Origin of the sequence: Shewanella sp. HL-SH5, from assembly GCF_051163755.1 — a bacterium.
In the GTDB taxonomy this organism is placed as follows: Bacteria; Pseudomonadota; Gammaproteobacteria; order Enterobacterales; family Shewanellaceae; genus Shewanella; species Shewanella glacialimarina.
This window is the reverse complement of the sequence record NZ_CP195038.1, coordinates 2,413,997-2,437,359: the sequence shown is the minus strand read 5'-3', so window position 1 is coordinate 2,437,359 and position 23,363 is coordinate 2,413,997. Positions and strand designations below refer to the sequence as shown.

Annotated in this window: 13 protein-coding genes; 4 read left to right on the top strand and 9 right to left on the bottom strand. The window is 42.1% G+C overall.

From position 1 onward, the window contains the following. The first annotated feature begins 162 nt into the window (after positions 1–162). Together ACRWQM_RS10640 and ACRWQM_RS10635 are read left to right on the top strand one after the other, a co-directional pair. Positions 163–1,926: an ABC transporter substrate-binding protein gene (locus ACRWQM_RS10640; protein WP_434929969.1), complete on the top strand. Its 1,764-nt coding sequence runs from the start codon at positions 163–165 to the stop codon at positions 1,924–1,926. Beyond that, the gene (locus ACRWQM_RS10635; RefSeq protein ID WP_434929968.1) at positions 1,913–2,644 is read left to right on the top strand and encodes a substrate-binding periplasmic protein; all 732 of its coding nucleotides are present in this window, start codon (positions 1,913–1,915) and stop codon (positions 2,642–2,644) included. The genes ACRWQM_RS10640 and ACRWQM_RS10635 overlap by 14 nt, the downstream gene beginning before the upstream one ends. Positions 2,645–2,684: 40 nt before the next feature. Here ACRWQM_RS10635 and ACRWQM_RS10630 read toward each other — a convergent pair whose 3' ends face one another. From ACRWQM_RS10630 to rmuC, 9 genes are all read right to left on the bottom strand, one after another. After that, positions 2,685–3,692: a D-alanine--D-alanine ligase gene (locus tag ACRWQM_RS10630; RefSeq protein WP_434929966.1), complete on the bottom strand. Its 1,008-nt coding sequence runs from the start codon at positions 3,690–3,692 to the stop codon at positions 2,685–2,687. Between the two features lie 280 nt (positions 3,693–3,972). Then, a complete protein-coding gene (recD, locus tag ACRWQM_RS10625) occupies positions 3,973–6,222 on the bottom strand; it encodes an exodeoxyribonuclease V subunit alpha (RefSeq protein WP_434929964.1) in 2,250 nt (749 codons plus the stop codon). A 1-nt stretch (position 6,223) separates the two neighbouring features. Further along, on the bottom strand, positions 6,224–10,033 hold the full coding sequence (locus tag ACRWQM_RS10620) for a UvrD-helicase domain-containing protein (RefSeq protein ID WP_434929963.1): 3,810 nt from the start codon (positions 10,031–10,033) through the stop codon (positions 6,224–6,226). Between the two features lie 89 nt (positions 10,034–10,122). Next, positions 10,123–13,734, bottom strand: a complete 3,612-nt coding sequence (gene recC / locus ACRWQM_RS10615) for an exodeoxyribonuclease V subunit gamma (RefSeq protein ID WP_434929961.1) — start codon at positions 13,732–13,734, stop codon at positions 10,123–10,125. Between the two features lie 75 nt (positions 13,735–13,809). Beyond that, the gene (locus tag ACRWQM_RS10610; protein WP_434929960.1) at positions 13,810–15,876 is read right to left on the bottom strand and encodes a transglutaminaseTgpA domain-containing protein; all 2,067 of its coding nucleotides are present in this window, start codon (positions 15,874–15,876) and stop codon (positions 13,810–13,812) included. Next, positions 15,866–16,810, bottom strand: coding sequence for a DUF58 domain-containing protein (locus ACRWQM_RS10605; protein WP_434929958.1), 945 nt, complete (start codon positions 16,808–16,810; stop codon positions 15,866–15,868). The genes ACRWQM_RS10610 and ACRWQM_RS10605 overlap by 11 nt, the downstream gene beginning before the upstream one ends. Before the next feature lie 151 nt (positions 16,811–16,961). Further along, a complete protein-coding gene (locus tag ACRWQM_RS10600) occupies positions 16,962–17,873 on the bottom strand; it encodes an AAA family ATPase (RefSeq protein WP_434929956.1) in 912 nt (303 codons plus the stop codon). Positions 17,874–17,961: 88 nt separating this feature from the next. Beyond that, complete coding sequence (locus ACRWQM_RS10595) at positions 17,962–19,905, bottom strand: transglycosylase SLT domain-containing protein (RefSeq protein ID WP_434929955.1); 1,944 nt, start codon at positions 19,903–19,905, stop codon at positions 17,962–17,964. A 125-nt stretch (positions 19,906–20,030) separates the two neighbouring features. Beyond that, the gene (gene rmuC / locus ACRWQM_RS10590; RefSeq protein ID WP_434929953.1) at positions 20,031–21,521 is read right to left on the bottom strand and encodes a DNA recombination protein RmuC; all 1,491 of its coding nucleotides are present in this window, start codon (positions 21,519–21,521) and stop codon (positions 20,031–20,033) included. 179 nt (positions 21,522–21,700) lie between these two features. Here rmuC and msrP point away from each other — a divergent pair, with 179 nt between their 5' ends. Both msrP and msrQ read left to right on the top strand, forming a co-directional pair. Next, a complete protein-coding gene (gene msrP / locus ACRWQM_RS10585; RefSeq protein ID WP_434925884.1) occupies positions 21,701–22,735 on the top strand; it encodes a protein-methionine-sulfoxide reductase catalytic subunit MsrP in 1,035 nt (344 codons plus the stop codon). Then, positions 22,735–23,340: a protein-methionine-sulfoxide reductase heme-binding subunit MsrQ gene (gene msrQ / locus ACRWQM_RS10580; RefSeq protein ID WP_434925885.1), complete on the top strand. Its 606-nt coding sequence runs from the start codon at positions 22,735–22,737 to the stop codon at positions 23,338–23,340. The genes msrP and msrQ overlap by 1 nt, the downstream gene beginning before the upstream one ends. The last annotated feature ends 23 nt before the right edge of the window (positions 23,341–23,363 follow it).

The window sequence follows — 23,363 nt, the reverse complement described above, 5'->3', positions numbered from 1 at the left end:
TGCTGGTCTTTTTTTTTACTTTAATCAGTAAAAAGTAGTTAGATAGCAACCCATTATATTTTTAATAAGCTATGATAAATTAATACCAATTTACCAAGAAAAATTGTCAATCATCATATTGATAGGGATATTTTTTGTATTCTCGAAGGAGATATTATCGGCGTGAAAATATCAGTGTTGAATGTGGTTATTTTAATTGGCTTGTTGTGGACTACGTTCACAGCTGAGTCATTTGCTCAAACTGAATTAGACTCAAATTCAGTTGTAACCGCGACACATTTACCTATCGAATCTATTCCCATCGTAATCCCGGATTGGATTATCGATGAATTACAACCTACAACCCTAAGCCCGCAGCAACAGCGGCAAGAGTTAGCCTGGTTTGCCACTCAATCCATACCCTTTAAAGGTATGACTATTCGAGTCGTATCTGAGCGTATAAATACCCATATATATGAATCTGAAGTACTGGCCAAAGCATTCTATCAATTAACCGGTATCCATGTTATCCATGAGTTAACGGGCGAAGATGATGTGATTAAAAAACTGTCGGCTCAACTGATGACAGGGTTAAATTTATATGATGCCTATATTAATGATAGTGACCTTATTGGTAGCCACTTTCGCAGTGGTCAAGTTACGCCCATTAATGAACTGTTATTATCAGATTCTGGGAAATATGCGTTACCTACTTTGGACCTTAACGATTTTATTGGTTTACAGTTCACTACAGGCCCTGATGGTGTGATTTATCAGTTGCCGGATCAACAATTTGCTAATTTGTATTGGTATCGTAGTGATTGGTTCGAAAATCCAACCTACAAAGCTTTATTCAAAAAAAATTATGGTTATCAATTAGGAGTGCCTCAAAATTGGCAAGCTTATGAAGATATCGCCCGTTTTTTTAGTGAAGACATTCGCTCAATTAATGGCACAAAAGTCTATGGTCACATGGATTATGCCGCGACAGATCCGTCATTAGGTTGGCGAATATCCGACGCCTGGTTGTCAATGGCGGGCGTTGGGGATATTGGCTTGCCAAATGGTCTGCCAGTGGATGAATGGGGGATTAGAGTTGAAGGATGCCAGCCTGTCGGGGCAAGTGTTGAACGTGGTGGCGCGCTTAATAGCCCAGCTGCTATATATGCTATTGATAAATTTGTATCATGGCTGGAATATGCCCCTGAAGAAGCTAAGCGCTTAACCTTTTCAGAGGCGGGTAAATGGCTTGCAACGGGGCAGGTTGCTCAACAAATATTTTGGTATACCGCTTTTGTCGGAGACTTAACAGATCCTGGTTTAGATATAGTTGATCAAGATGGTATACCTAAATGGAAAGTGGCTCCCTCTCCTGTGGGTAAATATTGGCAAAAAGGCATGAAGTCAGGCTATCAAGATACAGGCTCCTGGACATTTTTGAAAAATACCCCCAAGCAACAGCAATTAGCCGCTTGGCTGTATGCCCAGTTTGTGGTGTCAAAATCAGTATCACTGAAAAAGACGCTTAAAGGCTTAACGCCAATTAGATTGTCGGATATTGAATCAAAAGTCATGACCCAAAAAGCACCTTATCTTGGTGGGTTGGTTGAATTTTATCGCAGTAAAGCCCGAAATGTTTGGACTCCTACAGGAACAAATGTTCCCGATTACGCTAATATGGCAGGGTTCTGGTGGCAATATATTAGTCAAATTGTCAATGGCACATACACTTCAAAACAAGGTCTAGATGCATTAGCTGAACGTATGGATAAGCATTTGTCCCAGCTTGAGTTATCGATGGTTAATATCCAATGTGCTCCCAAAATGAATGCAAGCCAACCCGCAGAATATTGGCTATCTCAGCCGGGTTCACCCAAAAGTGAAATACTAACGGAAGAACAAGGGCGTACCTTACCCTATGAGGAGGCTATTCTTGTTTGGCATTAAAGGCTTAATATTACAAGTAGTCTTATTGGTTGTGCTGTTTTCAAATTATTTGAAAGCGGAAAAGCTGACCATTATTACCTATTCAGAAGTTCCCTTTGCATCGCAAAATGAGGACAAAAAACAAGGTTTGGTAATCGAGCTTATTGAGGCTTTATTTAACCAAGCAGGTATGGAATATGAAGTATTATTTTATCCACTCAAACGGGGTATGGCGATGGCTGCATCGGATAAAAATACCTGTGTACTCCCGATTGAAAGAAATCAGCAACGTGAAACGCATTTTAGTTGGATAGGTCCAGTGATGCTGTCTCGATATGGTTTGTTTAGCCGTAAACCTCTGCTCGATCCACTTATTACCCTCAGTGATGCTAAATCCTCAAGTATTGGCAGCTTTCTGGGCAGCGGCATAGGCGAGTATCTGATCAATTCAGGCTATGAAGTTGAATTAACTAATAATGATAGATTGAATATTAAGAAGCTTGAACGTGGGCGTATTAATTTTTGGGCTGCGGATATCGTCAGTGCTAAAGCATTAATGAAAAATGAAGGCCTAGCATTCATTGAACCTGAATTGATTTTTTATACTTCAATTAGAGCCATGGCTTGCCATTACGATTTACCAGAATCAACCCAGAAATTGTTAAATGATGCACTACTATTTTTGTATAGAAGTGGTTATATGGCGCAATTGAATAAAAAGTACGGTTTGGAGTTATAAAAGGCAACCTAAGCAGATTGCCTTTTAAGAATGCGTACAATTAACTTTTCAGCTGTGAATCAATGATGTCAGTTAAATAGATACTAAAATCATGGCCATGATGCTCAAGCATCTTAGGGAACATTGAAATAGGCGTTAAACCCGGAAAGGTATTAATTTCATTCAATAGAATTTGATTGTCAGCGGTTAAGAAGAAGTCAATACGCGATAAATGACGTAGTTTCATCCCTTTAAAGGCTTTTATGGCATAAGCGCGAATTTGTTCGCTAATCTCATCGGGGACATTAATAGCTTCGATAAAGGTTTTAGCCTTGCTGTTAGTGGCATACTTTTCATCGAAAGTATAAAAGTTATTACTGTCGCAGACAATTTCGCCCGGTTTTGTCGCCACGATTTCACCTTGGTATTCATAGACGGCCACTTCCAGCTCTCTGGCAACTATCGTTTGCTCGACAATCACATAGGGTGAATAGCTAAACGCCTCTTTTAATATGTTGGCAATGTGAGTTTTATCATCGACTTTATAACAGCCGACAGATGACCCCTGAGATGCCGCTTTAATAAATAGTGAACCCCATTTATCAAACGCTGCAGTAGCTTGGGCTATTGCGTCATCATCATATTGGTGCAGAAAAATATACGGCGTATTAGGCACGCCTAACGCGCTAAACCACATTTTGGCGGTGATTTTGTTAAAGCAATTGCTTGATGCTTCTGATTCACAGCCAAAGTAGGGTAATTGGATTAAATTAAAATAGGACTGTATATCGCCAGTTTCAGCGGGATATCCATGAATACAAGGGATAACATAATCTACCGGCCATGTTGATATTGTTTCATCTTCGAAACGAACTTCACGGCGGTTAGTCAGTTCACAGACTTTTCCGTCTTGCGTTTTATAATGACCGTGTTTATCTAGCTCTAAACGCAGTACCGAGAATTTATCTGACTTAGCCAGCGATGACTCGAAAAACTTAACCGACATTAATGAAATATCGTGTTCTGCGCCGCCACCACCACATAACAGTAGCAGATTAATTTTTGGCATGGTTGCTCCTAAAAATGAATAAAATTGGGCTAGATGAATGGGCCCTGAAATGACCTGCTTATAATAAAGATCCCCACTAGGTAATGGCAAGTGGAGGTTAACAATATTTCAGTTATAAACAGCAGCAAAGCTTAATTATCTAGGCTCTGCTGTTTTTTCGCAGACAAACCGGATCAAAGTTTGCTCAAATGCGGCTATTGTGTACTTTTTATAAGTGAATTCAATGCCGTTTTCGATACAAACATCTGCTTGAAGTACACTTATTTATTTCAAACTAAGGCTAGCTAGCCTCAGTTTTAATCTCAGCATTCAACTCAGTATTCGCTTCAGGAGCCCATAAACGCAGTGCTAATCCTGATGCTCGGGTGGTGACTTGTTTCGCCGCTCGCTCAAACACAGTGGTGCTGCCCAAACAATAGAAGTGATTCTTTGCTCGGGTAATCGCGGTATAAACTAGTTCTTTAGTTAGCAATTGCCACTGGGCTACACTTGGCCTTGGCGGCAGCACAAAGCTGACTTGATCAAACTCACTGCCCTGGGATTTATGTACCGTCATGGCAAAGCAGGTATCATGTTTAGGGAGTCTTGCGGGTAACACTTTTAATAAATTGCCATCAGCTTGGATAAAGTGTGCCATTAACCGAGCCGGATTTTGCTGGTCCTGTAAAATCAGGCCAATATCACCGTTAAACAGGCCTAAATTATAATCATTGTTTTGAACTATGATTGGCCGCCCAAGGTAAAACTCTTGCTTTGGTTGAATAAGCTGAGCTTGGCGCAAACTGTCAGTAATCGCGATGTTCATTCCGTCGACTCCGTACTCTGATGCGCGCATGGCGCACAGCATACGATACTGATTATATTGCTCAATAATTTGTTCAGCGCCATAAACAGGCGTATTGGCGACATTATTATTAAACACATTTTGATTGAAATGTATCATGTCTAAGTACGGCTGATAAGCGCTGACGGACAAGGCTAATAACTGCTGTTTACCAGCGTTGTCTTGATTAGCACTGATTTGATTGGCGCTAATTTTATTGGAATGGGTTTGATGCTCAAACCAGTTCAGTTCAGCATAACCGTGCTGCCACACTTGACGGATATGGCTGATATTCGCGTCATTAACCGCATTTGCCAACTGACCAATACCCGCATCACCCTTAAATCTGTGGCTATGCATCAACATACATAAGCTGTCGCCAAACTGACTGCTAGTATTATGCGTGTCAGAATTATTTTGAGTATTGTTATTGTCAAGGGTATCAATAAACTGACTCACATCTTGCCCAGTAAGCCGTTTAATGTTGTCAGCTTGCTGCTGACTATAATGCATACGCCAGGGCGCCAGATTGGTTTGATCTGCGTTGATGCCAACGTTAATGTCAGTTTGTGCAGTTTGTGCAGTTTGTGCAGTTTGTTTTAGCCCCTGGCAAATATCAGCTAACACGGCTCCGGCCTCTACCGAGGCTAATTGATCTTGATCGCCTAATAAAATTAACCTGGCGTTGTCCGGCAGTGCGCTTAATATTTTGTTCATCATAGGTAAGTCGACCATTGATGCTTCATCAATGACCAGCAAATCAAGTCGCAATGGATTGTCTTTGTTATGCCTAAATTGATGGGAATGCGGTATGACACCGAGTAAACGGTGCAACGTAGCGGCTTCTTCAGGTATCGCCTCTAATGCGGTCAATAGTGCTTGAGGTTGCTGATTTGCGGTTAAGCTTTGTCTTAAACGATTTTTCGAGGCTTTGATTGATTCACTCAGTCTAGCTGCCGCTTTACCTGTTGGGGCCACTAATCGAATGGTCATACTCTGCTGAGTCAGTAATAACAAGAGTAACTTGGTGACTGTGGTGGTTTTACCGGTACCCGGGCCGCCAGTAATGACGGCAAGCGCTTTGGTTAGCGCGGTTGCTGTGGCTATTTTTTGCCAATCGAATTGATGGCTATTATGGATTTGTGGTGGGAATAAATCATCTAAATAGCCAGGCAGTAATGGGTTGTCGGCAAGTATATTAATACTGGCAAGTTGGCGTAATTTAAGGGCTACCTGAGTTTCGAACACATAGTATTTATTCAGATAGAGTCGATTAAATTCGATGATCATTGGCGTGTTATCACCTGGCAGACCGATAGCATTAAGCTGGCTAAGTTGTTCAATTAATTGATTGTGATCGACCGTGATTTGACATGATGCTTCAGCACTCACCGCAAAAGGGTGGCTACCAATGTCTTCTGCCATTGGATTAGTTAGCACAATATTATGCAACACTAAACAACTGTGCTGATTCGACAATTGCTGACTTAGTAGGGTGCAGATTAATAGCAATAAATCACTGTCTACTTGGTCAACTGAATCGGTATTATCAACACTCTTGATATCGCTTGTGGGCATAACGCTAGAGGCAGCCATGTTTTCAATATTGGCCAGCTCAAGGGCAAAGTGTCTGTCTAACGCGGTGATCAATTTTGCTTGTTGCCACTGTTTAAGCAATTGAGCCATGGGGAGCGTGGTGGTTAACATATTATCGCTTCTCCGCGTTATTATGACTGATGTGTTGGCTTGCTGGAGTGTCCAGTTCAGGATGAGAAAATAACTTATCCAACTGGTCGATAAGGGCGGCTTCAGGTTTATCAAAAAAGACCCCTGAGCCAACAGCATCAGGACTCATACCCCTGAGAAATAGGTAAAAACAGCCACCAATATGCTGATGATAGTCATAGTTTGGCATCCGCAGGCGTAAATATCGATGCAGGGCTAGCGTATAAAGTATGTACTGTAAGTTATATCTGTGACTATTGATGGCTTTAGCCATCGATGTTTGGCTGTAATCGTGCAGCTGGTGGCCTAAGTGGTTGGACTTATAATCTGCAATATAGAACTGACCTTGATGTTCGAAAGTTAAATCGATAAAGCCTTTTAACATGCCCTTTAAGGTGTCAAAGCTGAAGCTATTCTCATAACCAAATTGTGCTAATAAGCGATTAAGCTTTTCAGCATGCAGTTCAGTGATCGGTATATAAAACTCCATTTCCACCAGGGTTTGTTGTGGGGTTAATTCCTGTAAAAAAATAGGATGTTGGCCCGCTTGGTTTGATGTATTTAGCAAGGTTTTCACTAAGGGAGTGGCCAGGATTTGTTGATACCACAAGGTTAAAGGCGCCAACCAAACTTGTTGATCAAAACCATATTGCTGCATCGCTTTGATTAAGGCGGGCTGAAGCTCAGTGTCTGCCTGGGTGAAATCGAATAGCTCTAATACTAAATGCATAAAGCTACCGGCATTGGCGCCGCGCTCAAAGCTAAATCGGTCTAAAACATGTGCAGCAGGCAGTTCAACCTCAATAAGTGTTTCTTCACTAAAGTCTTCATCATCGGCGCCGGGAACGGTTTTTTCATGGGCAAGATGTTTTACTAACCCAGAATAACTGCCTACTCGCCAAGGTAAGCCAAGTTTTCGAGTGGTTTGCTTGGCAGCATAGGTTTGTTTTGTATCAACATTGTCTACTAATACCGTATTGTCGATAATGTCAGTCACTTGGCTAACACTGATGGCATCAATTGTGGCTAATTGAGCCACTTTGGCTGCCATTTGTTCGCCATCACAATCCTTATCTGTAATGCCTAATAAATAACCTATGCCCGTTTCATACAGCTGTGAGCTTATGCCGGCTTTTAATTGCCGTGATTGATTGGCGATATACAGATAACAGGCATAAATTGGACGGGTTAACGCCACATATAATAGGCGTAAGTCTTCCGCTAGGGTTTCACGTTTATATTGCTCCCAACCTTCATCACTGCCATAAATATCCCAAATTAATTTACCCTGGTGATGATATAGCATCGGCTCAGGACGACGATTACCGCCTCTGGCGAGACTGATAAAAGGCACAAAACAGATGGGATACTCAAGACCCTTTGATTTATGAATGGTGACAATTTGCACCAGATTTTGCTCACTTTCTAAACGCAGCTGTTGCTCATCTTGACCTTGGGTACCGAGCAGCTGTTGTTCAAACCAATTGATTAATGCACTGCTACCGTCTAACTCAGTGGCCTTTTGTTGCAGTAACTCACATAGGTGACGAAAGTCGGTTAAGCGGCGCTCGCCACTTGCGCTAATGCTGATAAATTCATCGTCATCTGCTGTTGAGTTTACACTAGCGTCTTTGACAATATCAGGTTCGGACGATATAGCGTTGGCAGGCTTAGCTAATAGTCGATGCACTAGTTTAGTGTCATTGGCTAGACTAAGTAGCGCAGGCATAATGCCGCTTGATAGCCACAACTGGTGCCAGTGAGTAAATAAGTCCAACACCTTTTGACGCAGTGACTCGTCCTGATTAAATTGATGAATTTTATTGGCGTTATAGCCTATTAATTCCGTGGCCAGCGCGGCACGAATGGCGCGCTCATCTTTGGGGTTAGCTAATGCTCGCAGAATAAGGGCGGTTTCTTTGGCTTCATTGGTATCAAACACACTATCGCGACTTAAAAATACCGCGCCAATGTTGCGGGCACTTAAGGCCGCTTTTACCACAGCGGCTTCGTTTCTGTCCCTGACCAATACGGCAATATTTTTGGCAATTAATGCTTCGCCATTGATAACACATTCGCCCGCCTGTGCTTCTGTCAGTAAGCGGGTTATTTCTACGGCCGCATCATTGGCAAGCAATTGACGAGCGGTGGTTTTGTTTAGCCCAGTTTGCTCGTTTTCTTGAAGCAGTTTTATCCGCAGTGCCGCTGTTTGTTCAGTCGCTTCAATCAATATCTTTTTTTGTGCTGATACAGGGGTTTTGACGGGATCATAGGGAATAGCATCGCTGATAAATGGATCGTCATGCTGATTGAAAAAATGATTAACACCGTTAACTAATTGCGCTGAAGAGCGGTAATTGGTATCCAAACTATAGTGCGCTTCGGTCTGATTACGGGCGTTAATATAAGTAAAAATGTCCGCACCGCGAAAGGCATAAATGGCTTGTTTGGGATCGCCAATCATCAAGATGCCTATGGCGTTATTAGGCGTGGCTGATTGTGGTTTGGTAATGCCTGAGCCGCCCGTTTGTGAACCGTCTGCTTGTGCGCTGTGCGGATCAAATTGAGGCGCTTGATAGACGGTATTAAATATTTGAAATTGTAATGGGTCGGTATCTTGAAACTCATCGATTAGCGCAATTGGAAAGCGCTTTGCTATCGCGTTAGGCAAGGTGTCAGGATTATGCTCAAGAGCTTGCGCCAGGCTAGTTAACAAGTCATCGGGCGTCATCAAATTACGCTGATGCTTCTGTTGCACAAATCGTTGTTTAATGCCGGCTTGGGCGCGGACTAAAAATGCAGGAATAATGGCAGTAATTAACGCCATTAAACGCTCGATATGATCCAGTAGCGGCGCATCTTGCGCTGAGGGGATTTCACCGCCTTTATTTAATCTCAGTTCTGATAACGCTAATTGCTCCATTGGCTTTAACGGTGGTAAACCTTGGCCATAGACCACCCAGTGGGTTAAATCGTCAAACAGTTGCAGTAACTTGGGATAACCATCGGCTTTTTTACCAAAGCGTTGACCGTTTAAAGGCAAGTCCATTAACAGTGCTAGCATAGCCGGGTGTTCAGCAGGCCAGCGCAGTTTAAAGCGCTGCAGACTTTGCACTAGTGACTCAGATAATTTAATGAAATCTGGCGGAGTGTCAGAGGCTATCGCCTGGCTTGCACCTAATAACGCGCGTACTTTTTGAGCGAGTTTTTCTGGTTCGCCAAAAGTATTACTGATCTGTTGTGCTAAAAATAATGGCAGCGGATAACAGGCTTCACGCCAAAAATCGCGCACAGCATGGTGTAAGTATTCGCTGTCATCTAAGGTGAATTCTGATTCAAATAGCAATGACGATTCAAATGCCATGTCGGCCAAAATGCGCTGGCAAAAACCATGAATAGTGAAAATAGCGCCTTCGTCGAGTGACTTAAGCGCCAAATCGAACCGTTTTAGGGCAATGGCTCGCTCATCCTCTGGGATCTGCTGATAAAGCTGTTCAACAAAGTGATCATCAGTCGCGACGCCTAAAAAACGTTTGTAAGCAATTTGGATCCGTTTACGTATTCGGTCTCGCAGCTCTTCAGTGGCGGCATTGGTAAAGGTTACCACTAAAATTTGTTCACACAATAAGGGGGCTTGTCCGCCATGGCCGAGCAGCAAACGCAAATATAAACCCGAAATTGTATAGGTTTTTCCTGTGCCCGCACTGGCTTCAATCAGGCTAGAACCCGCAAAAGGCAAGTTGAGCGCATCCAGTGCTGACACGGTAATATTAGCTGATTTGGCGTTATTCATAAGCGGTATATTTTGCTCCAATGCAGTGTGCTTGCCGTTGTGTAATATGTCTGTTCAACAGGTGAAACCCGAGTGTTAATCGCTAACCGCTAATGACTTATATTAGCGGTTTTGGCTATTTCAGCGACCTGTTGTGTCACCGCCTCACCACTGACAAAGTCATCTAATTCACCGAGTTTGCCCTTATGATATAAGCTCACCATCGGTTGTAATAAGGTATTGACTAACTGGCCAAATATAGCTTGACTAAAATCATCTGGAAAAGTGAACAAGCGTTGATGGTGAGGCTCAAAACCTTCACCTAATTGTGTTTGATCGTCTCGCCATTGTTTTTGTGCGGCAAACAGTTTTTCACTGTGTGTGCCGTCGGTTTGTGCATAAAGCCAAGCTGTACGGGGCGGAAAACATAAAGGCTGACGCTGGCCATCAAGATAAGTTTGCACAAATTGCGCAAGTTGTAACCTGGCATGTTCGGCATCGATAGGGGAAAAACAATGAAAATGGCCCATATCTAACAAGTAACTGTACTTGATAATACCTTGTGCATTAAGGCATAAATGACGGATAAAGCACTGGACTAAATCTCTACCGTGGGCTGTGCCTGGTCGATAATTGATTAAGCCTTTAGGGCTAACATCATCGATGCGTCCAACCAAATTTATGTGACTTAAGTGCTGATTGTTCGCCGAGTTGATTGACATAGTTAAGTCGATATTAATCGATTCGCTGGTTTGCTCATTTTGTAAAAAATGTATTCGATTAATCAAAGGGGCTATATCGCGTTGATATTGCGATAATAAAATATCATCAAATGGCGCCATAGGTAGACTACCACTGGCTTTGAGTTGGTTAAGCAGCTCAATATCGACATCGCTGTTAACTTGACATAAGGCTGAATCGATAAGATTAGATTGCAATTTATAGCGGCCTAAACCGTCTAAACTGAACGGCTCGTCATTATCATCGGCTTGTAAATTCAAGTTTAAATCAACTTTTAGGCTACGGTTGAAGAAAAACTGCGCCGGATTGCGAAAGAAACGAATTAATGCCGACAGCTCCAGTTCATCACTTTGGTCGTGGTGCTGATGATTATTGGCATTATTGGAGCTTTGCGTGTCATTTTTTTCTGCAATAATCGGTTTTTGTGGATTGAAAAACCGTTGATCATATTGTTGGTCTAATGGCGGAGGACACCAACGCTGATGATAGCTTTGCAAGGGGCTATCTAGGGTGAATAATTTATGATCAAAGGGTTGTAATGGTTGAGCTTGAATAAGTTGCAGGCTGACGGCCTGTTCAATGAGTTCAATATCATCCTCGGTTAATGTGTTACTTAATAAGTGCTCTGGCAGATAACTCATTTGGCAGAACTCAATTAACTCTGAAATCAACATCGAGGGGATACGTTCAGCATTGTCACGCTCGCTGTGACCAATGTAACTGACATAAAGTTGCTCACGCGCAGAAAGTAGCGCTTCTAAAAACAGGTATCTGTCATCTAATCTGCGCGAACGGTCGCCTTTTTGGGCGCCAAAATGCGCCATTAAATCAAATCCGACCGGATGTTGTACTCGCGGGTAAACGCCGTCGTTCATGCCCAGTAAACAGACAATTTTAAACGGAATTGAACGCATAGGCATTAAGGTACAAAAGTTCACACTGCCGGCAAGGTAGCGCTGGCCCACGCGCGAGTCATTTAAGGTTTGATTAAACCATTGCTTGAGTACTTCAATATTAATCTGCGCTTGATGACCTGCTTCGATAAGTTCATCTGATAAGCTGGCAAGCGCATTTCTGATGGTGAGTATTTGGCTCTGTTCATCGTCGATAGTTTGATAGAAGTCTTCAATTAATTGGTTTATTTGGCTTAATCTATCAGCGGTTGAACTGGGCTTAAAGAATGCTTGGGTATGATCGTCAATCGCTTCCAAAAAGTTCAGCAATTTCCCCAAGGCTTGTGCCGATTGGCCTTCAACACCACTGACTGGCAGTATGCCTTGATACATAGGTGATTGGTCATTAAGGGCATAACCTAAAATTAAGCGTTTGATGCCAAATGACCAGGAGTTTTGGCCAAAGGCAGGTAAGCCTAATTGGGTGCGACTGTTGGCATCTCGTCCCCAACGCACATTGGCATGGTCAAGCCAACGCTTAATAATATCAAAGTCATCTTCATCTAATTCAAAGCGCCTTAAAATGGCCGGCACTTCTAAAATAGACAGCACCTCTGTTAACCCAAAACGGCTTTGATTGATGTTCAGTAAGGTTAAAAAGCTATTAATTAACGGCGATTCCTGGGCGGCACCACGGTCGGCAATGGCATAGGGAACAGCTAATTGCTGTGGCCCTTTACTGGCGCGTTGAAAGCTTGAGTAAAATTGACTGTTAACTGTGCCAAATACCGCATCAATATAAGGCGCGTAGGCGGCAACATCTGGCATCATGACCACAATGTCTTTTGGCTCTAAAGTCGGGTTAGCGTCTAATAAATTTGCGATATGATCGTGTAATGTTTCTACTTCCCGCAGTGGGCTATGACAGCTGCGCAGGGTAATTGAGGTGTCACTGTTTTTAAGTAAACGGCGTTTATCAATTTGCTGATATAACCTGGCGTCTGGCCCTAAAGCTTGCCCTAGGGTTTCCATTTGTAAAATATCGTATTGAACACCGTGCAATAGGTTATTCGGTGTTGGTTCGACATAGCAGTCATAACTGAAATTAGTGTTTTCTGGGGGTAAACTCAACAGCAAATCTAATAACTCGCGTCCCATTTTGCCATTATTAGCCAGTAATGGATTACCCACCTCAAGTTTGTCTTCCCAATCTTCGGCGAGTTGTTTTTTGTGGGTGTATTTTAACGCCATTCTGGCCCGGACTTTAGGGTCGATAATATCGCCCCAATAGTGCTGGCAAGGGCTCAGTGCCAGCATAACCACTTCAATACGTTGCGCTAGCGCATGAATAACTTCTAATGTTTGTGGTGGCATTGAGGAAATGCCAAATACAAATAACCGACTAGGCAACATACTGATATCAGTCGTTGCGTCTGCTAAAGCATTCAGTAAGGACTGGTGTAAATTAGCGCGGTGATATTGGCTCGCCTCTAGTTCAGTATGATTGTAATGCACTAATGCGCGCCAAAGCTTAGGTTGCCATAACTGGTTTTCATCTAAGCTAAAACGTGAATTAATTTCAGTCAGTGGTTGGTTGTTTTCCCACGCCTGGATCCAATTTGGGCGATAAACCAAATATTGGTCAAAAATATCGGCAATGCGATTTGAAAGTTGATACAACTTAATCGCATCTTGTGAGTTGGATGAGGTGTTATTCTCGCCCTCAAGGTTGCCATTATTTAAATAGTGTTGCAAAGGGCTGTAATCTGCGTCATCAAGCAAGCTTGGGATTAAATCCATCAACTTCCAGGTCATTGCCGCTTTGGTAAAGGCGTTTTCCTTTGGTACATTGGGCAGTAATTGATGACAAAGTTGCCAAATAAAGCTCGACGGTAAAGGGAAGGTGAGTGCTGCGGCTATGTGGTTATGTTTAGCCACTTCTAAACGCAGCCATGTCGACATGCCGGGGCTTTGTACTAACACTTGTTCGGTCGTCAGCAGGCTAGTATTAGGCAAAGGGGTTGCCAGCATTTTAGCTAGTTGCTCAGACAGAACCTCCATTTGATTGGATTGAATTAATGACAGCATAGGGCACTCGCAATAGAACATCTTATGCCATTCTATGGGGTTAGCTCGCTCGCATCAACGACTAATATTACAATGTTATTTCAATTGCTTAATCATTAGCAGTTTAAGCCTTAATGACCAATATAGGCGCGTATATTGGCGTAAGTTTTGTTTATATTGCGGCGCTGAAAGTGGCTGGTATTTTAAAGCGACAAAACAATCGGTAAACAGATTAAATTGCTGCAGTAGTTGCGGCTGTATTTCAGTTAGCTCAAGTGCTAATTGTTGCGCATAAGCTAAAGGTGGCTGTTGTTGTGGGCTAGAAACGCCTTTTACACTCAACAGTTGGGTAATGGTTTTATAGCGGCGGATGATTAAATCTTGTTTTGGTTTAAATTCAAATAACCCGGCAAAGTAGGCAATAAATAACAAGATGATAAGGATGGATACCAACATTGCGATGGCTATTTTACTGGTATTGATATCACCGAGTAACTTTTTCAATACCTGCTGTTTACGTTGCTCGTCAAAGCCTAACACCCACACGCTCCAGTAATAGTCCATACTGGCAATTTGATTACGTATATCGTTTAACCATGGGTATTGCTTCATCCTTAGGCTACTAAAAGGGCTGTCTAACAAATAGCTAGATTGACTGTCAAATGTGGCGTCAAAGCCATCTAAAATACGTTGTGGGGCAATCATGGCGGTGGGGTCAAAACGCTGCCAGCCTTCACCTTCAAACCACACTTCGGTCCAGGCGTGGGCCATATATTGATAAATACTGTAATAGCCAGCTTTGGGGTTGTATTCGCCGCCTTGATATCCGGTAACCATACGCGCAGGAATTCCACTGGCACGGGCTAAATAAACCAAAGCAGAAGCATAATGGGCACAGAACCCCGCACGATTCTCAAATAAAAAGTCATCAATTTGCTTATCACCAAGTACGGGCGGGCTAAGCGTGTAGTAATACGCTTGCTCAGCAAAGTAATTCATCATGGCGTTAATACGGGCTTTAGGCTGCGGGTATTGCTGGCTAAATTGTTGTGCTAAACGCCAGGTTTGCGGGTTGGCGTTTTCGGGTAAGGCTAAATTAATACTGCGGATGTTCGGCGTTAAATTTTCATCCATCACACTATTAGGGTAAGACACCACACGATAACTCTGGCGTTGGGCTACCGGCCGCATGGCGTAAAGACTGTAGTCGGATAATTCTACAATATTACTGTCTTGACTAAAGGCTTGGTCAAGGCCGTATAACCAGCGCTGGTGGCTTGGCTCACTAATGACCACATACTCCAATTTATTAATCTTTTGACTGTCGTCTTGTGGTAAAGCGCGATTGAATTTTTGGTAAAGTGATTGACCCTGTAAATCTTTTATATTCGAGTCCTGTCGCCAGGTTTTACCATCATAGCTTTCCATCACTAATGTGCGCCAATAGAGATCCGCATTTTGGGGGCCTAATGTGCTGCCGTCAGAATTATCAAAGCCGACTCTAAAAGCAAGTTCATCAGAGCGAGTCAATTTACTGATATCACCAAATGACATTTCATCCGATAAGCCAGTTTTGGCCGCTTTCATATTGGGCATCAACCACAGCGGGCCTAAACGAGGAAATACCACGAACAGTAATATCGCGAGTGGGATACTTTGAAGGATAATTTTTAAGCTAAAACGTAAGTTAGTTAAAGGTTTTCTGTTATCTTGATAAACGCTTACCAGTACGCTGGTATTGATAATGGCGACAAGGGTTAAGTGTAAGGTATTAATAATGGCTTGTTGATCTAGCAAGGTCAGCGCAATGATGAAGTAGCCCACTAATACCACCACTTTAACATCTCTTTGTTGGCGCATTTCGATGTATTTCAAAGCGTAACCCAAAATTAACAGGTTAATTAGCGCATTTAACAATCCAATTTGCGATGACACCAAACCTAAGGTTACCGCAGCAGCTATTGCGAGGGTATTGACCAATAATTTAGGCGGAGCTGCCACTTTGCCGTAATAAATTCCCATGCGCCAAACAAAGCAAATGGCGCAAATGGCCATAGTCCAAGGCGTTGCGTGTGAAAACTGCGGCGTTAAAACCGCTACGTTGGTTATTAATAACCAAAACAACGTATTGCGGCTAATGATGCTGTCAAAGTTATCGTGCATCATCGCCTCCTGGTTTTTTATCAATATTAATATTGAAACTTGGGCGGTACATGGCAATGGCTTTTTGGCACGCTATTCGATGGCTTTCACCACTACTTTGACCTAAGGTGTTGTGGTTGAGTATTAAGCCAAACACTTGATTTTTTTGAGTAAGATAATTCACTTGCCAGCACAGCTTACCTAGCTTTTGTTCTAAATCATGCCCTTGGGTATCATCAAGTGACAACCATACCGGTGAGCCTTCAGGTTCATTAAATTCTTTAGTTAGCATGCCTTTGCCCTGGGCCCATTGTTTCCATGCTACTTGTTTTAGAGACTCGCCCATTACATAGCCGCGTAATCCTGTGTAGTCATCAACCCCAGGGCGAATTCTGCCATGACTGATGTCATTATTATCATCACGGCTTTGACTGGTTAAATGAATGTCGCATTCGAGTGGTTTTGCAAAAATAACTTGGTGCAAATCGAGATCAACATACGACCATGCTTTAAATAGCCCTAACGGAAAATGTGACCATACCTTAATACGTCCAGGGGTTAATAAGCCACGCTTTGGGTGTGCATATTGCACTGTTGCAATCGATTGTTCTTCAGTTTGTGCCAAGCGCACATGACGCTGGCCGCTAAATTGCAGGCAAATTTGTTGATGAGTCGTATCAGGGTGTTTTTGTTTGGTATGTCCGGTCAACATTATCGGGAAGGCATGCGTTTGTTCGGCGTAAGCATCTGCTGGAGTGATAGCGTTAAAAGTTAATCCGGCTAAATTTTTGTAGCTGTAAAGAATACAGGTATGAAAAATGCTTGCTAGTAATAAGCTAAGTCCGATCACTAAGTTGTTTTGGTAGTTGGTGCCAAATAAGTACAGTAGGACGATAAGTGCTAACCAGGCTAAACCAAATGCGCTGGGCAGGATGAAAATACCTTTGTGGCTCAATGTGACTCTTTGTTGTGGCGGTAATCTACGGCTTATCCACCTGGACCACTTTTTTTAGCAGAATTGGGCACCAGCCGCATTACCCAACTTTGCCGCTCAGGGAGGTGAGTGTTAGCTTGACGACTTTTGCGGCTAAACATGTTCAAAACCATTAAAGAATGGGATTAACGCTGGCAAGCAGCGTATCAGACAAGGCCTTAGCTTGAAATTGGCCATGTGCGCTTATTCGGTGCTCTGCCACTGCATGAAACACCGTTTGAATATCTTCAGGCACCAGATAGTTTCGCTGTTCAATGACAGCCCAAGCTTTTGCTGCTTGCAGTAGGGCTAAGCTTGCGCGAGGTGATAATCCACTTGCTTGGTTTTGCTGACGGGACATATCAATAAGTGCTAATAAATATTTAAGTACTGCATCGGACGCTGAAACCTGATTAACTTCTGCTTGTAGATCCATTAATTCAGCAGAGGTTAAACATTGCTTTAATGGTGGACGTTTATGACCGTGATGTTGATTTTTTAGCATGGCCATTTCAGCTTCTGCGCTTGGGTAACCAATCGATATCCGCATCATAAAGCGGTCTAGTTGGGACTCGGGCAGAGGAAACGTACCTGACTGATCCTGGGGGTTTTGGGTGGCAATAACAAAAAAGGGATTAGGCAGCGGGTAGGTATGGCCATCTTGAGTAATCTGTTGTTCTGCCATGGCTTCTAGCAGCGCACTTTGGGTTTTCGGACTGGCGCGATTTATTTCATCGGCAAGCAACATTTGATTAAATATTGGTCCTTTATGAAACTCAAACTTTTGCAGGTTTTGATCAAAAATAGATACCCCTAAAATATCAGCGGGCAACATGTCACTGGTAAATTGTATTCGTTGGTAACTCATGCCTAAACTGGTGGCAATACCGTGTGACAAACTGGTTTTGCCCATACCAGGTAAATCTTCAATAAGCAGATGTCCCTTGGCTAAAATACACGCAACCGCTAATTTTATCTGCATCGGCTTGCCAAGCAAAACTTGTTCAAGTTGGCTTATTAGCTGTTTGATTGTGGTATGGGACACAGTTAATCCTCTTTATTTTAATATTGATTTAATCGCCCTTTTTAGCGTTTGAGTTGACGGCAGGTTGGTCGTCAACTCAAACGGAGACTCAATAAGCGTAATTCAGTTCTTGTTTGGTAAACATATCGGCTTTAGGGTTATCTTGTTGTAAATAAATCATTCGATAACTTAATACCGCTTGAACATATTCACGGGTTTCAGTGTATGGGATGGTTTCAATAAAGCTCATCGCATCTAATGATCCATTAGACGCTTTTAACCAACGTTTTACACTACCAGGCCCTGCGTTATATGCAGCTGTTGCCAATACTCGATTATTATTGAATTGCTTTAATAACTCGGCATAGTAGGCACTGCCTAACATGACGTTAACGCTTGGCTTATATAAGTCTTTTACGTCGTTAAAGGGAATTTTGTTCTTTTGTGCTGTTTGTTTTGCTGTAGCAGGCATTAATTGCATTAACCCCCTGGCACCCACACCTGAGGTTGCATAGTAATTAAACGCACTTTCACGGCGTGAAATAGCCCTAATTTCATTAATATCGACTTTATACTTTTTGCTGGCGTTAACAAATTCTTCATTGGCGGCATTAGGAAAACGCAGATTTAATGCGTTCCATTGTTGCCCTTGAATACTTGACTCAACACTTAAGTCATACCAGTCTTGCTCAAGCGCATAAAGTCCATATTCAGCTGTCATGGCTTTATCATGGCGACGCATGAGATATATCCACTCAGTACGCGAATCTAAATATTTATCAATGGCCCTTAGCTCTATGACTCTAGACATTCCGGGGTCATCTAATAACTTTGCGCGTAATACTTTGTTGGAGGTTAAGTTGTCATCATTAAATGACAAAGGTTTATTGATAACTTTGGCGGCATTAAAACCGTAAAAATCCCGTTGTTGAGACAGCACTAAATAGTTGTCCTGTGCTTTTTTAGTATCCTGTTGGTCATTCATGCGTGCTTGCCAATATTGCCAGCGAGAATGCTCTTTACCTTGCTGACTTAATTGCGCTAGGTAAATGTTTACGGTATTAAAATCCTGCTGGCGGATAGCCCAGCGAAGGCGCATTTCATATAAGTCATCAGATGCCAATAGCGGTAACATAGTATCAATATGATCGATTAATGCTTCTTCTTGGTAAATCAATCCACGCCTGACCAGATAATGATTTAATTGACGATCTTTGGCCTCACTGAATCGACCCGCTTTTTGATATTTAACGTAAAGTTTAGTGGCTTGTTTAAGGTCTTTTCTGGCAAGTTTTCTTAAGCCTGCATCGACAATATCACTCACAATAGGTTTGGAGCTGCTAAAAAGTTTGGTATTTCTTAATATATTAGGGTCTTTGTATACCTTTAATAGCAGTTCAGCATCGTTACGATGTTTGCTGACTTTTTGGCTTAAATAACTTAATAAACCTGTTTGTCCTGCATCAAAACTGAGCAGCATTCGCCCCCATATTAATTCCTGGGTACGGTAGCCATCTTTGGCCCACTGAGTAAATAAAGGATCACATTCTTTAGGTCTAGACTGACCATGCAGCCATAGTCGATCTGCGCCTTTGTATGCAGCAGTTTTATCACCCGTTGCTAATTGCGCACGTAAAAAATAGCACTGTAAACGCATGTCATTAGGCGTTGTCGGTGAGATAGCTAAAAAGTCTTGCCAGCGCTGGGTATTACCAGCGTTCATCAAATAACGATATCGAGCTGAATTATACAAAGGCATGGTATTGAACTGCTCGATGGCACTAAAGGCTTTATTGCCCGGCATACGCACAATGTCATCAATACTGGTGTGATAATCAAGATAAATGGCTAATGGATAATCACCTAGCTGTTTTCTGAGTTGTTGATAACGGCTGGTTTGTCCGCTGTCTAAGGCTTTTTTCGCATCAAGATATTGCTGCTGTTTAGCCGTGTAGGCATTAGCAGGGGTGCTAGATAAAATAGTCAGCGCTGTGACAACGAGTAAGGTTGTTAGTCGTTTAGGTGAACATGTATTAATCCATGTAGTACGCATTTAAATGAGAATCTCCGCCTCAGTACATCGTTTGCGATAAAGTTTTTAAAATAAGTTTTTCGATAAATTGCTAAAACATCAACAGTATTAAAGTAAATAATTAACTGATGATTAATTTTGCCATTTTATCCTTCAGTTTTGTCTAATGACTCATCGAGTGCGCGGTTAAGTATTTGCTTACCAATCTGCTTGCTAGAGTCGACCCCCAGGCATTGTAAGGTATGCGCCTGGCGTATTAAGTTGCCTTTACCCGAAGATAATTTAGCCATTGCTTGCTGATAACTTTTATCAGCAGTCTCAAGCGCACGTCCTAGTTTGTCCATGTCATCAATATAACTGCACAATTTGTCATATATTTTAGCCGCTTGCTTAGCAATGGTTTGTGCATGTTGATTCTGATGTTCGTAGCGCCATATGTTATTAATGGTCCGCAAAGCGACTAATAAATTGGTTGGACTAACCAGCATAATATTTTGCTCTAGGGCAAAATTAATTAGGCTAGGGTCGTACTCTATTGCCAGTAAAAATGCCGGTTCAACAGGGATAAACATTAGCACATAATCTAAGCTTTTTAGTCCATGTAGTTTATGGTAATCCTTTTGACTGAGTCCCTTGATATGCATTCGAATGGATAGGGCATGATCTTTTAACGCTTGCTGGCGAATATCTTCATCATCATTGTTAAAGTAGCGCTCATACGCAACCAACGACATCTTGGCATCAATCACCACATCTTTGTTATCGGGTAAATGAACAATCACATCGGGTTTAAATCGTTTACCGTCATCATTCTTTAAATCTTGCTGGGTGTCGTATTCATGTCCTTCACGTAGGCCACTTTCTTGCAATACTCTTTCAAGAATGACTTCGCCCCAATTACCTTGCTGTTTATTGTCACCTTTAAGTGCTTTGGTCAGGTTGATGGCATCTTGGCTCATTTTTAAATTGAGCTCACGTAAATGGTTTAATTGATGTTTTAATGCACTGCGCTCAGATTGTTCATGATTATACGACTGTTGAATTTGTTGCCTAAATCCATCTAACTGCTGTTTAAGCGGGCCTAGAACGCCGTCAATTTGAGTGACATTTTGTTGTTTGAAACTTTCACTTTTTTGCTCAAAAATACGATTGGCAAGGTTTTCAAACTGTACTTTTAATCTTTCTTCAGCCACTTCCAGTAAATTGATTTTATCTTCTAATGCTTTGTTTTCGGCTTCGCTTTTAGCCATCATGGTTTGCTGCATGGCATTAGATTTTGATAGATTAAGTTGTGACTCTAATATTTTTCGATGGCTGTCTTCTAATTGTTGCTCTAAGTGAGGAATACGCTCAACTTGCGCCTGCGCTCTAGCAAGTTGGCTAATATAAGATTCCAGCTTAGACTGGAGATGATTTAAGTTATCAATTTTATCATCGAGGATATCTTGGATTTGAACAACTTGACGTTGCTGCTCTATCAAAGCCAAAGTCGCTTCAGCTTCGTATTTTTGTTTTAATTGTTCCCAACGTTGACGGGTCAACCTTTGGTTAATTAATGCACCTATTAAAAAACTTAATAACCCTATAGCAACCATGGCGGCTATTTGTGGCGGTGTGAAATCAACAACGAATGGCATAACCTAACCCTTTGAAATAGAAACGCGATAAGGTTCGCATGCAAAAGTTTGGCCTGCAAGTATTATGGTGAACAATTTAATGTTTTTTCAGTGATTCGTTTATTTTTGAATCGAAATGAAATTTTATCGCGTATTAACCTGTCTAATGGGTAGTTGTAATACAGTATTGAGGGAATAACATGGTGAATAAAACACGCTTTACTAGGGGAATTAAACGCCAATCGGCATGGGATTTACCGGATAATCAAGTTACCCCTGAGTCTGTTTTTAAAGACAGACGCAATATTGTTAAAGCCTTAGGACTGGGTGCTTTAGGTGCCAGTATTCCAGGATATGTACAAGCCGGTTTATTTGATTTTGGCAGCAGTAAATCAACGCCTCCATTTACCACCTCACCATTGCAATTTGCCCAACCTAAAGCATTTGTTATACCAGACACCTTAACCCCAGAAGATAAAATCACCCGCCATAATAATTTTTATGAGTTTGGCACGAGTAAACAAGACCCTTTTGAAAACGCACAACAATTTAAGGTCAACCCCTGGTCACTGCAAATTGAAGGGTTAGTAGACAAGCCAATAACCTTAGATTTAGACGATTTAACTAAACGCTTTGCATTAGAAGAGCGAACCTATCGATTACGCTGTGTTGAAGCATGGTCTATGGTGGTGCCCTGGGTCGGTTTTTCACTAGCCAGTTTATTAAAAGAAGCTGGTGTGAAATCATCCGCAACCCATGTTGCATTTGAAACCTTGTTTGACCCAGATCAAATGCCCGGGCAGAAAAGTCGCTTAATGGGCGGGGGTATTCATTACCCTTATGTTGAAGGGCTAACTATGGCTGAAGCAATGAACCCATTGGCATTTCTAGCGGTCGGTTTATATGGCAAAACGCTGCCACCGCAAAATGGTGCGCCTGTTCGTTTAGTTGTACCGTGGAAATACGGCTTTAAAAGCATTAAATCGATTGTGAAAATTCGGGTTATGGACAAGCAACCACCCACCAGTTGGAATCAGCTCGCGTCTAATGAGTATGGTTTTTATGCCAATGTTAACCCACAAGTTGATCACCCAAGATGGTCACAGGCATCGGAGCGAAGCATAGGTGAGGGTGGCTTATTTTCAGCTAAACGCATTCCTACGCAAATGTTTAATGGTTATGCTGACACTGTTGCCGATTTATATAAAAACCTCGATTTAAGGAAATATTATTAATGCGGATCACTCCACGGGGTTTGTGGTGGTTAAAAGGCGGTTTACATATCGCCTTCATATTGCCGATGTTGTACTTGGTAAATTTGGTATTAAGTGACAATGCTGGCGGCGACCCTGTGCAATACATTATTCATTATACCGGCATGGGGGCTTTAAATAGTCTGCTGGCAGCCTTGGTGGTTTCACCTTTGGCAAAATACCTCAAACAAGGGCTGTTATTACAAACTCGGCGCTTAATTGGCTTATATGTATTTGCCTATGCAACATTACATATCAGCGCATTTATCAGCTTAGATTTATTGTTCGCCTGGGGCTTTTTACTCGAAGAAGTGATCAAACGACCTTACATTTTGGTTGGCGCGTTAGCCTATAGTATTTTGCTACTACTGAGCGTGACCTCGTTTATGGCGGTTAGGAAGAAAATGGGCAAGCGCTGGCAACAACTGCATAACTGGGTTTATCTAGTCGCTTTACTAGCACCAGTGCATTTTTACTGGTCGGTTAAATCTGAAATTATTGAACCCAGTATTTATATTGTGATTTGTTTGGCGTTAGTTTACTTACGCAAGCAAAAGCTAGCGAAATACTTGCCGTCGCAGCAGTAACTTTTGTGAAATACATCGCCTCG

Excerpts from the sequence above, each read along its gene's own strand:
- ACRWQM_RS10630 (WP_434929966.1), bottom strand. The coding sequence starts at position 3,692 with ATGCCAAAAATTAATCTGCTACTGTTATGTGGTGGTGGCGGCGCAGAA.
- recD (WP_434929964.1), bottom strand. The coding sequence starts at position 6,222 with ATGTTAACCACCACGCTCCCCATGGCTCAATTGCTTAAACAGTGGCAA.
- ACRWQM_RS10620 (WP_434929963.1), bottom strand. The coding sequence starts at position 10,033 with ATGAATAACGCCAAATCAGCTAATATTACCGTGTCAGCACTGGATGCG.
- recC (WP_434929961.1), bottom strand. The coding sequence starts at position 13,734 with ATGCTGTCATTAATTCAATCCAATCAAATGGAGGTTCTGTCTGAGCAA.
- ACRWQM_RS10610 (WP_434929960.1), bottom strand. The coding sequence starts at position 15,876 with ATGCACGATAACTTTGACAGCATCATTAGCCGCAATACGTTGTTTTGG.
- ACRWQM_RS10595 (WP_434929955.1), bottom strand. The coding sequence starts at position 19,905 with ATGCGTACTACATGGATTAATACATGTTCACCTAAACGACTAACAACC.
- rmuC (WP_434929953.1), bottom strand. The coding sequence starts at position 21,521 with ATGCCATTCGTTGTTGATTTCACACCGCCACAAATAGCCGCCATGGTT.
- msrP (WP_434925884.1), top strand. The coding sequence starts at position 21,701 with ATGGTGAATAAAACACGCTTTACTAGGGGAATTAAACGCCAATCGGCA.
- msrQ (WP_434925885.1), top strand. The coding sequence starts at position 22,735 with ATGCGGATCACTCCACGGGGTTTGTGGTGGTTAAAAGGCGGTTTACAT.